The sequence below is a fragment of the Pseudomonas sp. GD04091 genome (genome assembly GCF_029836165.1).
GTDB lineage: Bacteria > Pseudomonadota > Gammaproteobacteria > Pseudomonadales > Pseudomonadaceae > Aquipseudomonas.
The window spans coordinates 83,568-97,297 of the sequence record NZ_JAOEBG010000006.1; the positions used below are offsets into that span (position 1 = coordinate 83,568).

A 13,730-nucleotide genomic window follows, 5' to 3' on the forward strand; every position below is an offset into this window, starting at 1 on the left:
CCTCAGTGCATCCGCACGGGCGCCAGGCGCCCGCCGAGTGTCCGAGCTTAGCGAAACCGCGGCAGCTCGTTCAACGGCGCGTGATCAGGCCCTGGCGTGCAATACGGGTCAACTGGCCGATGACTTCGGCAGCGTCCTCGGCCGCCGGGGCCTGGATCACTGCCAGGTCGAACCGGTCGTTGCCGTACTGGTCGAGCTGTTCGCAGGTGTCGGAGAACTGGATGAGGAAGGCACAGGCCTGGCCCTTGCGTCGGGAGAAACCGTCGAGATTGCGCAAAAGCGTGGGTTGATGCTGGCCGCCGAGCAGGATGCGCGGGGTACGGGAAGCCTGGTTCTTGGCCAGGGGGGTCAAGCAGACACTGGTACGTGGGCAACTCATGGAGTCTCTCTCCGCCTCGCTGATCCCGCTGGGCAGCGGTGGGAGGCGTCACCGAACCAGCGCTTTAGCGGTATTTCGGAGACCCTTGGGGGCATCTCCTGCGCCCCGCAAGTAGCTGTTTAAATCGGCGCAGTCGGTATGCTAGAGCGACACGCTTCAAGTTACAAGCTGCAAGTTGATCGCTTTCGACTACTTGCAGCTTGAGGCTTGAAGCTTGCAACTTTATTTCAACGTGCGATCAGACGATCCAGCGACAGGCGCCCCGCGCCTTCGATCAATACCGCCACGGTGCCGGCCATCAGCGCCAGGGCAAATTCATAGCCGTTGTTGGACATGAACAAGCCGTTGCCGATGTGCACCGAGAAGATCGCCACGATCAGCGTCACCGTCAGTGCCAGCGCAGCGGGACGGGCCAGCAGGCCGACCACCAGGGCCAGGCCGCCGAAGAACTCGGCGCTGCCGGACAGCAGGGCCATCAGGTAGCCCGGCGCCAGGCCGATGCTTTCCATCCACTGGCCGGTGCCTTCCAGACCGTAGCCGCCGAACAGGCCGAACAGTTTCTGCGCGCCGTGGGCCATGAAAATGATGCCGACCAGGACACGCACGACGCTAAGGCCGTAACCGGCGCGGGTGGCGAACAGGGCGTTGAGGGAATTGTTCATGTCTTGCTTCCTTGTTTGAGCAGGTGTGTGTTGGATGGGCGCCATAATAATCAATATATCGAATAAGAAAATCGCAAAAATCGCGTTAAATTTATCCAATAAATCGATGTTTAGCGCTTGGCAATTCGCTCCAGGGAAGCCCGCTCGCGGTTGAACGCGAGGTAGTACTTGTTGACGCTATTGACGAAGTTCACCGGCCCCATGCCCACCTGCTCCATGGCGACCCGCTCGGTCTGGAAGAACCACTGGTTGCCATTGAGCCCTCGCCGCCGGGCCTCCGCGCGCATCGCCTGTACCCGTTCCGGCCCCAGGTTGTAAGCGGCCAGGATGAAGGCCATGCGTTCACGCTCGTTGAGCTTGGGGCTGGCGAAGAACTTGCGACGGATCAACGCCAGGTAACGCGCGCTGGCCTGAACATTACCGTCAACCGTGGCGGTATTGCTGACCCCGACCCGCTGGGCCGCCGACGGGGTGATCTGCATCAGCCCGTGTGCGCCGCCCACCCCTCGCGCCTGGGGATTGAGGGTCGACTCCTTGAATGCCAGTGCCGCCAGGTTCAACCAGTCGAACTGCTGGTCACCGCCGTGCTTCTGCAGCACCGGGCGCAGTGACTCCAGGCGCTGGCGGTCCTTGCGGGCCAGCGGATTGTGCACCCGATACTGGCGCCGATAGATACGCTCGAAGGCCGCATCCTGGTTGTCCGGAGCACGGTAGGTGGCGAGGAAGCGGTCCACCGCGGCCCGGAACATCGGCGCGTCTTGCCGTACATACCAGCGCATGGCCCCCGGCTGCGCCAGGTGCACCTTGCTGTCCACCCGCAGACGCGGCATCACCCGCGCCCAGCGCTGGGCAATCGGACGCTCCACCACGGTCAGCGGGTAGATGCCGGCCTGGACCATCTCCAGCACATCCTCCACTGCCAGCGTCGGGTCGACCCACTCCACCTTGATCGGCGCCCGCTTGCGCAAGGCCAACTGCTGGTTGATCGCCTGGATCGCCGCTCCGGCGGCACTCGCGCTGGTCAGGGCGACGGTGCGCCCGGACAGTTGCTCGACGCGGCTGTAGCTCCGCTCGCCCTTGCGCCCCACCAGTTGCAAAGGCACCTGATCGACCACCGGGGCACTGGCGTCGACGCCGCGCACCACGCTCGGGTCGAGCAACTCGCCCGGCGCGGCGAGATCACCCTCGCCTCGCTGCAACGCCCCTACCAGTTGTTCCTTGGCACGCGGAATGATCCTCAGGGTGATTTCCTGCCCATCGGCGACCCGGGCATTGAGGTAGTGCTCCAGGGCCCGCAGGCGGTAATACTCGACGCCCACTGGCTCGCCCTTGACCTCGCCGGAGCTGTTGCGGCTCTGGTTGACCAGTACCCGCAAGACCTTGCTCGAGCGGATCTGCGCCAGGTCACGTGCCTGGCTGGCGGGCACGTGCTGTTGCGGCCCGGATTCACCGGCAGCCGCCGACCCGGCGGCCAGCAGCCCGGACAGCAACAGGATCGTCAGCAGGGTTCGCAGCATGAGAGAGGGTCCAAGGGTGGTTGGCAGGCACCACGCGCGGTGATCGTCCGTGACAAATGACGGCAAGAGACCACGGCAAACGTTTGAAGTTCTTGGTTTTTCGCGATTTCTCGGTTTTTGCTATGCTGGCCGCCCCGCGGCACGAGGTAGCACCATGCAACTGATCGATATCGGCGTCAACCTGACCAACAGCAGTTTCCATGACCAGCAGGCGGCGATCGTCGAACGCGCCGTGCAGGCCGGCGTGGCGCAGATGGTCGTCACCGGCACCAGCCTGGACGTCAGTACAGAGGCACTTGACCTGTGCCAGCGTCTGGATGAATCCGGCCAGCGCCTGTTCAGCACAGCCGGCGTGCACCCCCACGACGCCAGCCACTGGAACGCCTCCAGTGATCAGCAGCTGCGCCAGCTGCTGGCCCAGCCGCGGGTCAAGGCCGTGGGCGAGTGCGGCCTGGATTTCAACCGTGACTTCTCTCCACGCCCCGCCCAGGAAAAGGCGCTGGAGGCCCAGCTGGCACTCGCGGTGGAACTGCGCCTGCCGGTATTTCTCCACGAGCGCGAGGCCAGCGAGCGACTGCTGGCGATCCTCAAGGAGTACCGCGACCAGTTGCCCGCCGCAGTGGTGCACTGCTTCACCGGCGAGCGCCAGGCGTTGTTCGCCTACCTCGACCTGGACCTGCACATCGGCATCACCGGCTGGATCTGCGACGAGCGCCGCGGTACCCACCTGCACCCCTTGGTGGGCAACATCCCGCAAGGCCGCCTGATGCTGGAAAGCGATGCGCCCTACCTGCTGCCCCGCAGCCTCAGGCCCAAGCCGAAGAACGGTCGCAACGAACCGGCCTTCCTGCCCGAGGTGCTGCGCGAAGTGGCGCTGCACCGCGGCGAAACAGCGCAACGCACCGCCGCCCACACCACCGCCTGTGCCCGGGCGTTCTTCGGCCTGCCCGAGGTTTCTTGACGCACGTCAACGAGGCTCCTGGCCTTGGCGGTCACAATGATGGCACCTTGCCAATAATGTTTCCGCCAACTCAGAGAAGACCTGCCATGGGTGCCTGGATTAGCAACCTTTCCCTCAAATACAAGTTCTGGGCCGTCAATGCCGTGGCCTTCGTCACCACGCTGATGCTGGTGCTCTATGCGGTGTACCTGGAGCAGCAGGCCCGCGCCACCGGCGCCCAGGCGCAAGCCCTCGCCCAGGCCGAGCTGCTGGCGGCCTGGCCCACCGGGCAAGCGCTGCCGGCCCAGGCCAACCTGATCACCTGGCGCAACGACCAGACGCCACAATTCGCTGGCGAGCCGCTCGAGGCCCTGCGCGATGCCCAGGGCTGGGTCGAACTGCCCAGCGCCTGGATCCTCGGCGACAACCCACTGCGCGGCGCCCAGGTGCTGCGCCAGGGCGACCGGCATATCGCCGTCATCGCCCAGTCCCCAAGCTTGCGCCAGGTCTACTTCGACCGTTTCAGCAACTACGCCGTGTGCGTGCTGATCCTGATGCTGGCGATGCTGTGCGCCTCGCAGCTGTTGATCCGCTTCCTGCTCAGCCAACTCAACACCCTCAAGGACGTGATGCTGCACGTGGAGAAGACCGGTGACCTGGCGGCCCGGGTCCCCCTGGCCTGTGGCGACGAAGTCGGCCAGATGGCCGGCGCCTTCAACGCCATGCAGACCACCTACCACCGCGTGGTCAGCACCGTGGCACGCACCGCCGCCCAGCTGGACTCCGGCGCCGCGCGCCTGGCCGGCAGCATGGACGAAGTGCGCCACGGCATGATCGGCCAACAGAGCGAGACCGACCAGGCTGCCACCGCCATCAACGAAATGACCGCCACCGTCCACCATATCGCCCAGCATGCCGGGGCCACCCGTGACCTGTCGCAGACCGCCGACACCCTCGCCGGCAGCGGCCAGGCCGTGGTCAGCCGCGTGCAAGACTCGATCGCCGGCCTCTCCAGCGGCGTGCAGCAGACCGCCGAGATGATCCGCCAGCTGGCCGACGACAGCCAGAAGATCAATGGCGTGGTCGGGGTCATCCACAGCATCGCCGAACAGACCAACCTGCTCGCCCTCAACGCCGCCATCGAAGCCGCACGGGCCGGCGACCTGGGCCGTGGCTTCGCCGTGGTCGCCGACGAGGTGCGCAACCTGGCCAAGCGCGTGCAGACCTCCACCGACGAGATCACCACCATGGTCGCCGACCTGCAGGCCGGCACCCGCGATGCCGTGGACTTCATGCAGGAGAGCTCGTACAAGGCCGACGACTGCGTCAAGCAGGCACGCGAAGCCGGTGAAGCCCTGGCCGAGATCACCAGTGCCGTGGCGCAGATGCGCGAGAGCAACACGCAGATCGCCGTGGCCGCCGAACAGCAGAGCCAGGTGGCCGAAGAAATGAACCGCGCCGTGGTGAGCATCCGCGACGTGACCGAGGAAACCGTGCAGCAGACCGTGGGCTCGGCCACCACCAGCAACGAGCTGGCGACCCTCGCCGGCGAGCTGAACAAGGTGATCGGTCAGCTCAAGCTGTGAGGCTGACGGGCTATGGTCACCATAGCCAGCCTCGATTGGCCGGCTTGCCCGGGCAGCACTAAGCTTTGGACATGTCCTCGAGGATCTGTCCATGAGCAAACGACTGCCCAACCTGCCCGCCTGGCAATGGAGCGGCTACCACCACAACCACCGGCACCCCGCCAACCTGGTGCTGCACCTGATCGCCGTGCCACTGTTCATCCTCGGTGCGCTGCTGGTGCTGTCGGGCCTGTTCGAGCTGGACCTGTCGCAAATTGCCGTGGGCATCATCGCCCTGGTCGCCGGGCTGGGCCTGCAGCGTCAGGGGCATCGTCTGGAAGCCGAACAGCCCGAGCCGTTCAGTGACCGCAAGGACGCCGTGCAACGCCTGCTCACCGAGCAGTTCATCACCTTCCCACGCTTCGTGCTGAGCGGCGCCTGGTGGCGTGCCTGGCGCGAGCGACACAAGCACCGCCACTGACGGAGAGGCATCGCGGGGCAAGCTTGGCGGGGATGAATCAGGCGAACACCGTCACCGTCTGCCGGCTCAACGCCAGCAATTCCCCTTGCGCCGTCCACAACGCGGCGGCGGCATGCCCATAGCCATCGCGCGCATGCTCGGTTTCGACGACATAGCGGCACCAGTCGCTCGTCGACAGCCGTGGCGTGGGTTGCACGAACTCGATGGTCCAGGTCAACGTGCTGCCTGCGGCAGGCTGCCTGAGGTACGGCAGCAGGCTGGGCGGCCAGGCGTCGACCAGCGCCAACAGGTGCGCCACCTCGACCGGCCCTTCGGCGACATCGCGCAGGCGCACCCAACCGCCCATGTGGCGCGAGTCGTTGCCGCTGAATGGCAGGCCACCCACCGCCCAGCGAAACGCCACGTGCTGCATGAACTCAGGCGTGACGCCCTTGATGTAGGGCAATTCAGGCGCAGCTTCCTGCAACGGCTTCATCGGCATGGCCGGCGAAGCCTCGACGGCCACCACCGAGCTGCGGCCGGCGCCGAAACTGCCCTGCACCAGCGTCACCACCTGGCCACCCTGCGTCGCACGGCCCAGCAGGGTGCTGACTGCCTTGCCCTCACGCAGTACCTCCACTTCCAGGCTGATCGGCACATCCGGCGCCGCCGGCCCGACGAAGGTAATGGCCAGCGACCGCACCGGGCGGTCATCAGCCAGCTTCTGGCGCATCACTTCATGCACCATCGCCGCCATCAGGCCGCCGAACACCGCACGCCCTTGGGCCCATCCGGCCGGTACGCTGACGGCCTCGGGATGCGCGCGTGCCGCAGCCAGCAACTCGTTGAAATTCATATGCCTGGGCTCCTTGCGGGAAAAACCCGATGGTAACCAGCGCTCGCGCCAGCGACAGCCCGCATATCGGTCATTTACCGGGACTAACGGCGCACGAGGGCCTCGCGCAGCGCCTCGAGCGTGAGATCGGACCTGCCCTCGGCGGTATGCAGCTCATGCTCCCAGGCCACCTTGCAGCCAGCCAGGTCGCTGTGCTCACGCACCTGGAGCAACCACTGCACCCGGTCATGCCAGTCGCCCAGATCGCCTTGAGCCCGCTTGAGCAAGCGCTGCAGCTTCTTGCCGGCATGGTCGAGCTGCGGGTAGGCCTCGTCGCCGTAGCGCACACGCTTGATCAGCAGGCGCAGACGGTGTCGATCATGGGTCGGATCGGCGAGTGCCTTGCCGAGCTTGCGCCATTGCTTTTCCAGGCGCTCGTCGATGCGCTTCTCCAAGCCCTGCACCAGCCCTTCCCGATCAGCCGCGCGCAGGAACAGCGGGAAGGCATCGAGGATCGCCAGCACCCGGCCGAGCTGGGGACTGACCGCGACACTGGCGAAGGTCCGTGCCCTGCCCTCCCGGCGGCGCTCGCCCGCCTGCAGATGGCCGCGACTGATCAGTTGCGCCGCCAGCACTTCGCGGTCACGCAACGGTGTGGTGAGTGTGCCCAGCGATTTGGCCGCATTCTCCAATTGCTCGACCCCCGGCAGGTCGCGCAGCGGACGCAGCAGGCTGCGCAAGCGCCGCAGGGTGGTGCGCAGATCGTGCAGCGCTTCGCTGTCGGTGTCGGCGGCCAGGCGCTCGCGACACGCCAGCAGTCGCACCTGGAGTGCGAGCACCTGGCAGACCACATGATCGAGCATGGCGGACATAGGTCTCTCCCTGATCAACGTCCGGCGCGGGACTCACGAATGTAGAAGCGCGCCTTCTCGGCCTTGTTGGTGCAACCTTCGAAGCCCTCGAACTGCTGCTGGGTCTTGGCACCGGTCAGCAGCGACAACGCCTTGGAATAGCTCACGGTACCGGCAAAACCTTCGGCCTTGGCCAGGTCCAGTTCCTTCCAGGCGGCATCGAGCTGAGTCGCGCAACTGTCGCGATAGGCCGTCTTGCCCGCGCAGCCAACCAGCGCCAGGGCAATCAGAGGAAGGGTGATCCAGGCTTTCATGGGTAATACCTCGAGGGGTCGATAACTAGGGTGGCCGTTCGACGGCAAAGCAGACGAAAAGTGCCCTGCTCAGCGTAGTCCAGCGCGGACTACATTGAAGCACAGGCGGCAATGGGTGCATTGTTGGACCATGGTTGCACACTTGCAGGGGGAACGGTCATGAGCAAACGCGTGGCATTGGTACTGGGCTCCGGCGGCGCCCGGGGATACGCGCATATCGGCGTGATCGAGGAAATCGAACGTCGCGGCTACGAGATCGCCTGCATCGCCGGCTGCTCCATGGGCGCGGTGATCGGCGGCATCTATGCCGCCGGCAAGCTCGACGAGTACCGTCGCTGGATCGAAAGCCTGGATTACCTCGATGTGCTGCGTCTGGTCGATGTCAGCTTTCGCCTGGGCGCCATCCGTGGCGACAAGGTGTTCGGGCAGATCCGCAAGATCGTCGGCGAAATCAATATCGAGCAGTTGCGCATTCCGTATACGGCGGTCGCGACCGACCTGACCAATCAGCAGGAGATCTGGTTCCAGGAGGGCTGCCTGCATCAGGCCATGCGCGCCTCGGCGGCGATTCCCAGCCTGTTCACCCCGGTGGTGCAGGGCAACCGCATGTTGGTCGACGGCGGCATCCTCAACCCGTTGCCGATCGTTCCGGTGGTGTCCAGCCACTGCGACCTGATCATCGCGGTCAACCTCAACGCCACCAACCAGAAGCAGTATCAGTTGCCGGTGATCGAACGCCCCGCGGCCTTCAAGATGCGTTTCGATGCGCTGATCAGTTCGCTCGGCTCGCGCCTGCCGTTTCGCCGCAAGCCGGCGGAACAGCTGATACGCCTGGAACAGGAAATCACCGCCGAGGGCCTGGCCTCATCCAACCCCTGGCTGGCCGACAGCGCGGCGCCAGATGGGCAGCAACCGGCGGCGGCGCCACAGAGCGAGGGGGCGCCGAAGTCCGCCACCGGATCGTTCATCGTCGACAACGTTGGCCCCGCGTCCCTGCTCGACCTGATCAACCAGAGCTTCGAGGTGATGCAGACGTCGCTGGCCCAGTACAAGATCGCCGGTTATCCGCCGGATGTCCTGATCAACGTGCCCAAGCGCGTGTGCCGGTTCTTCGAGTTCTACAAGGCGCCGGAGCTGATCGCGCTGGGGCGGGAGATCGCCCGGGACACGCTGGACAATCATGAGGGAGAGCGGCGGTAGGCTCCGCACCCAACATGCCGCACGCCTGTTCAGGCCATGCGCTCTCGCAAGGAATGCGTAGACCCCGATCATCATGGATGCCCATCCCGAAAACGAAACAGGCCGCATACGCGGCCTGTTTCTTCAGCGGTGCGGCACTCAGTAGCGCGTGATATCCGCGCTGCCTTCGAGCAGCTTGCGATAGGCGGCAAAGTCCTGCGAGCCGGCACGCGAAGCGAGATAGCGGCGAATCTGCGCCTTCTCTTCGTCGGTGGCGGCAGCGCCTTCATTGACACCCTTGAGCTGCAACACCACCAGGCTGCCGTCACCCAGGACCACACTGCCGTAGACCGGCTTGTCCTTGGACTCGGGCTTGCCCAGTCGGAATACCGCCTGCAGCTCGGCCGGCTCGACGCCGTCCTGGCCACGCGTAGCCGCTTCCTGGACTTTCCAGTGCTGGCTATCAGCCTTGATCGAGCCGTCACGCAAGCCGGCAATCAGCTTGTCGGCCTTGCCCTTGAGCTCGGCGGTCGCCTTCTCCTTGGCCAGGTGCTCGCCGATGTTCTTGGCGACGGCCTCCAGCGGCAGCTGCTCAGACTTGCGATGCTCCTTGACGCGCAGTACCACCACGGTCTCCGGATCCAGCTCGATGCCGTTGCTGTTGGCGCCCTCTTCCAGCACTTCTTCGCTGAACGCGGCCTGGATCACGCCACGGTTGGCCGTGATGCCTTCGCCACCCTCACGCCCGAACGCAGCGGAGGTGTGCACTTTCAGGCCCAGGTCCTGAGCCGGCTGAGCCAGGTCGGAAGCCTCGAACGAGGCATCTTCGAGCTGCTTGGTGGCTTCGACGAAGCGCTGCTCCACCTGCTGGGTCTTCAGCTCGTGGGTCAACTTGTCCTTCAGGCTGGCAAAGCTCGGTACATCCGGAGCCTCGACGCCCAGCAGCTTGATCAGGTGATAGCCGTACTCGGTGCGAACCGGGGCGGAAACCTGCTCCTTGCTCAGCTTGTACAACGCATCCTCGAAGGCCGGGTCATAAACCCCCGGACCGGCGAAGCCGAGGTCACCGCCGGTGCTGGCAGAACCCGGATCCTGCGAGAACTCCTTGGCCAGGGTGGCGAAGTCCTCGCCCTTCTGCAGACGCTGCTGGATCTCTTCGATGCGAGCCTTGGCCTGCGCGTCGGTGGTCTTGTCATTGACCTCGATGAGGATGTGGGCAGCATGGCGCTGCTCGCCAAGGTTGGCGATTTCCTTCTCGTACGACGCCTTGAGCGCTTCGTCATCGACCTTGACCTGGTCGAAGAACGCCGACTTCTTCAGCTCGATGTAGTCGATGACCACCTGATCGGGGGTCATGAACTCCTTGGCGTGCTGGTCATAGTGCGCCTTGACCTCGTCATCGCTGACCTTCACCGCGGCCGGGTCGGCCTTGAAAGTCAGCGAGGCGAAGTCGCGGGTCTGCTTCTCCAGACGGGCAAAGGCATCGACCTGCTTGTCGGTGACGAAGCTGCTGCCGGCGAGGCCGGTGCGCAGCTGGCCGATGAGCATTTCCTGGGCGAGCATCTCGCGGAACTGCATACGGCCATAGCCCATCTGGCGGATCACCGAGTCGAAGCGCTCGGCGCTGAACTTGCCATCGACCTGGAATTCAGGCGTCTGCAGGATCAACTGATCCAGCGCGGCCTCGGAAAAAGCGAACTTGGCGTCTTCGGCACCCTGCAGCAGCAGCTTGCGATCGATCAACCCCTTGAGTGCTGCTTCGCGCAGCATTTTTTCGTCCAGCAGCGCAGGGTCGAAATCCTTGCCCAGCTGTTGCATCAGCTGGCGGCGCTGCATGTCCACGGCCTGACTCAGCTCGTTCTGGCTGATGGTCTGGCCGTTCACCTTGGCGGCGTCCTGGCTATGGCTGGCGGCCTGGAAGATGGCTTCGAAGCCGGTCAATGCCATCAGTACGACGATGAGGCCGATGATGGTCTTGGCAATCCAACCTTGTGAATTGTCCCTGATATTCTGCAGCATGCGTCCCCCAGAAACGGCTGTACCACTGCATCGACAACCGCGGAGCGTGGGTAGAATCCTGATAGAAGAAAGGCGCATCCAGTGGATGCGCCTTTTCGAAGCGAGCGTGCCAGCGGGAACGTTTGCGACCCCGCGTACCACGCGGTCGGCCCATTCAGAAACCTGGGCCGGCTGAAAGAGACGACTTAGTTGACGGCGTCTTTCAGGCCTTTACCAGCCTTGAAACCTGGAACCTTGGCGGCAGCGATCTTGATCGCCTTGCCGGTTTGCGGGTTGCGGCCGGTGCGCTCGGCGCGCTCTTTGACCGAGAAGGTACCGAAGCCAACCAGCACGACGTCGTCGCCTGCTTTCAGGGCACCGGTCACGGAGTCAATGACTGCGTCCAGCGCACGGCCGGCTACAGCTTTCGGGATGTCAGCAGATGCGGCGATAGCGTCAATCAGTTCCGACTTGTTCACTCTAAGTCCCCTTATATCTCTATTGAGTTTGTTTCTAAGTATGTAATGAAAAGCTTATGAAACGAGCGCTGGGTGGCCTGTTGACACTGGCGTGCCGCTTTATAGCAAGGGCCGGAAAAAACTGTCAACCAACGCCCCCCAGCGAAATACGTATTAATGCGTGCTGATTCTTTCCTTGGCATCACCGTCGCGCTTTTCATCTTTTGCGACGATCTCCGGAGCCACATCTGGCAAGGGCTCCGGGGCGTATTGCAGCGCAATTTGGAGGACTTCGTCAATCCATTTGACCGGTTTGATCTGAAGATCCTGCTTGATATTTTCCGGAATCTCCTTGAGATCGCGAACATTCTCTTCGGGAATGATCACCGTCTTGATCCCACCACGGTGTGCCGCCAGCAGTTTTTCCTTGAGCCCACCGATGGCCAGTACCTGACCACGCAGGGTGATCTCCCCGGTCATCGCCACGTCGGCGCGTACCGGAATCTGGGTCAGGGCCGACACCAGCGCGGTGCACATGCCGATACCGGCGCTCGGGCCATCCTTCGGCGTGGCGCCTTCCGGCATATGGATGTGAACGTCGCGCTTTTCGTGGAAGTCTGCCGCGATCCCCAGGCTCTGGGCGCGACTGCGCACGACCGTCTGGGCGGCGGTGATGGACTCGACCATCACGTCGCCCAGCGAACCGGTCTTGATCAGCTGGCCCTTGCCAGGGATGACCACAGCTTCGATGGTCAGCAATTCGCCGCCTACCTGGGTCCAGGCGAGGCCAGTGACCTGGCCGATCTGGTCCTGCTGTTCGGCCAGGCCATAGCGGAACTTGCGCACGCCCAGCAACTGCTCGAGCTGCTCGCCAGCCACCTTGACCTTCACCTGCTTGGCCCCGGTGTGCTCCTTGACCACCTTGCGGCAGACCTTGGCGATCTGTCGCTCCAGGCCACGCACGCCGGCTTCGCGGGTGTAGTAGCGAATGATGTCGCGGATGGCCGATACCTCGACCTCCAGCTCATCTTTCTTCAAACCGTTGGCCTTGACCTGCTTGGGCACCAGGTACTTGACCGCGATGTTGATCTTCTCGTCCTCGGTGTAGCCCGGCAGGCGAATGACTTCCATGCGGTCGAGCAGCGCCGGCGGAATGTTCATCGAGTTCGAGGTGCACAGGAACATCACGTCCGAGAGGTCGTAGTCGACTTCCAGGTAGTGGTCGTTGAAGTTGTGGTTCTGCTCGGGGTCGAGCACCTCCAGCAATGCCGAGGCCGGATCGCCACGCATGTCGCTGCCCATCTTGTCGATTTCGTCGAGCAGGAAGAGGGGATTGCGTACACCAACCTTGGTCATTTTCTGAATCAGACGACCCGGCATCGAGCCGATGTAGGTACGCCGATGGCCGCGGATCTCGGCCTCGTCACGCACGCCACCGAGCGCCATGCGTACGAACTTGCGGTTGGTGGCGGCGGCGATCGACTCGGCCAGCGAGGTCTTGCCCACGCCTGGCGGGCCCACCAGGCACAGCACCGGACCACGAATCTTCTTCACGCGCTTCTGCACGGCGAGGTATTCGAGGATACGCTCCTTGACTTCCTCCAGCCCGTAGTGATCCGCATCGAGGATCTCCTCGGCCTTGGCCAGGTCCAGGCGTACCTTGCTCTGGGCTTTCCACGGGACCTGCACCAGCCAGTCCAGGTACGAGCGCACCACGGTGGCCTCAGCCGACATCGGCGACATCTGCTTGAGCTTGTTCAGCTCGGCCTGGGCCTTGGCCAGGGCATCCTTGGGCAGGCCAGCGGCGTCGATGCGCTTTTTCAGCTCTTCGACTTCATTGTGGCCTTCGTCGCCATCACCGAGCTCCTTCTGAATGGCCTTCATCTGCTCATTCAGGTAGTACTCGCGCTGGCTGCGCTCCATCTGCTTCTTCACGCGGCCACGAATGCGCTTCTCGACCTGCAGCAGGTCGATTTCCGCATCCAGCAGCGCCAGCACGTGCTCGACGCGGGTCTGCAGGTCGACGATCTCGAGGATTTCCTGCTTCTGCTCGATCTTCAGCGCCATGTGCGCGGCCATGGTATCGACCAGGCGGCCAGGTTCTTCGATGCTATTGAGCGAGGACAGCACCTCTGCCGGGACCTTCTTGCCCAGCTGCACATACTGCTCGAACTGCGACAGCAGCGTGCGCACGAACACCTCGGACTCGCGCTCGGCGGTCTCGGTTTCGTCGATCAGGCTGACTTCGGCGCGGATATGGCCGTCGACTTCGTTGAAACGCTCCACGGCACCGCGCTGCTCGCCTTCGACCAGCACCTTGACGGTGCCATCGGGCAGCTTGAGCAACTGCAGTACGGTGGCGACGGTGCCTACGCGATACAGGGCGTCTTCGCCCGGATCGTCGTCGGCAGGATTCTTCTGGGCCAGCAGGAGGATCTGCTTCTCGCCCGTCATCGCGGCCTCGAGGGCCTCGATGGACTTCTCACGCCCCACGAACAGTGGGATGACCATGTGCGGATAGACGACGACGTCACGCAATGGCAAAAGAGGCAAGTCGAGGGTGGTCTTCATG

13 protein-coding genes are annotated in these 13,730 nt (G+C 63.9%); 4 read left to right on the forward strand and 9 right to left on the reverse strand.

All coding sequences use genetic code 11. The annotated features are described in order from the left end of the window. Positions 1–70: 70 nt before the first annotated feature. From N7422_RS09985 to N7422_RS09995, 3 genes are all read right to left on the reverse strand, one after another. A complete protein-coding gene (locus N7422_RS09985; protein WP_279806364.1) occupies positions 71–379 on the reverse strand; it encodes a hypothetical protein in 309 nt (102 codons plus the stop codon). 227 nt (positions 380–606) lie between these two features. After that, complete coding sequence (locus tag N7422_RS09990) at positions 607–1,041, reverse strand: DoxX family protein (protein ID WP_279806365.1); 435 nt, start codon at positions 1,039–1,041, stop codon at positions 607–609. A 110-nt stretch (positions 1,042–1,151) separates the two neighbouring features. Next, positions 1,152–2,558 (reverse strand): transglycosylase SLT domain-containing protein, encoded by a 1,407-nt coding sequence (locus N7422_RS09995; protein WP_279806366.1) that lies wholly within the window; start codon positions 2,556–2,558, stop codon positions 1,152–1,154. Positions 2,559–2,712: 154 nt separating this feature from the next. Here N7422_RS09995 and N7422_RS10000 point away from each other — a divergent pair, with 154 nt between their 5' ends. The 3 genes from N7422_RS10000 (at position 2,713) to N7422_RS10010 (ending at position 5,544) form a co-directional block, all read left to right on the forward strand. Then, positions 2,713–3,519 (forward strand): TatD family hydrolase, encoded by an 807-nt coding sequence (locus tag N7422_RS10000; RefSeq protein WP_279806367.1) that lies wholly within the window; start codon positions 2,713–2,715, stop codon positions 3,517–3,519. Positions 3,520–3,605: 86 nt separating this feature from the next. Then, the gene (locus tag N7422_RS10005) at positions 3,606–5,084 is read left to right on the forward strand and encodes a methyl-accepting chemotaxis protein (RefSeq protein WP_279806368.1); all 1,479 of its coding nucleotides are present in this window, start codon (positions 3,606–3,608) and stop codon (positions 5,082–5,084) included. Between the two features lie 91 nt (positions 5,085–5,175). Then, the gene (locus N7422_RS10010; protein ID WP_279806369.1) at positions 5,176–5,544 is read left to right on the forward strand and encodes an Mpo1-like protein; all 369 of its coding nucleotides are present in this window, start codon (positions 5,176–5,178) and stop codon (positions 5,542–5,544) included. Between the two features lie 37 nt (positions 5,545–5,581). Here N7422_RS10010 and N7422_RS10015 read toward each other — a convergent pair whose 3' ends face one another. The 3 genes from N7422_RS10015 to N7422_RS10025 form a co-directional block, all read right to left on the reverse strand. After that, positions 5,582–6,379 (reverse strand): thioesterase family protein, encoded by a 798-nt coding sequence (locus N7422_RS10015; protein WP_279806370.1) that lies wholly within the window; start codon positions 6,377–6,379, stop codon positions 5,582–5,584. An 83-nt stretch (positions 6,380–6,462) separates the two neighbouring features. Next, positions 6,463–7,230, reverse strand: a complete 768-nt coding sequence (locus N7422_RS10020) for a CHAD domain-containing protein (RefSeq protein WP_279806371.1) — start codon at positions 7,228–7,230, stop codon at positions 6,463–6,465. Between the two features lie 14 nt (positions 7,231–7,244). Further along, positions 7,245–7,523 (reverse strand): hypothetical protein, encoded by a 279-nt coding sequence (locus N7422_RS10025; RefSeq protein ID WP_279806372.1) that lies wholly within the window; start codon positions 7,521–7,523, stop codon positions 7,245–7,247. Between the two features lie 159 nt (positions 7,524–7,682). Here N7422_RS10025 and N7422_RS10030 point away from each other — a divergent pair, with 159 nt between their 5' ends. Beyond that, on the forward strand, positions 7,683–8,723 hold the full coding sequence (locus tag N7422_RS10030) for a patatin-like phospholipase family protein (protein ID WP_279806373.1): 1,041 nt from the start codon (positions 7,683–7,685) through the stop codon (positions 8,721–8,723). Between the two features lie 138 nt (positions 8,724–8,861). Here the strand turns inward: N7422_RS10030 and N7422_RS10035 are convergent, their stop codons facing one another. From N7422_RS10035 to lon, 3 genes are all read right to left on the reverse strand, one after another. Next, entirely contained in the window at positions 8,862–10,721 is a 1,860-nt protein-coding gene (locus tag N7422_RS10035) for a SurA N-terminal domain-containing protein (RefSeq protein ID WP_279806374.1), read from the reverse strand. A 185-nt stretch (positions 10,722–10,906) separates the two neighbouring features. Further along, positions 10,907–11,179: a nucleoid-associated protein HU-beta gene (hupB, locus tag N7422_RS10040; protein WP_054892387.1), complete on the reverse strand. Its 273-nt coding sequence runs from the start codon at positions 11,177–11,179 to the stop codon at positions 10,907–10,909. A 153-nt stretch (positions 11,180–11,332) separates the two neighbouring features. Further along, complete coding sequence (gene lon / locus N7422_RS10045) at positions 11,333–13,729, reverse strand: endopeptidase La (protein WP_279806375.1); 2,397 nt, start codon at positions 13,727–13,729, stop codon at positions 11,333–11,335. Between the last annotated feature and the right edge of the window lies 1 nt (position 13,730).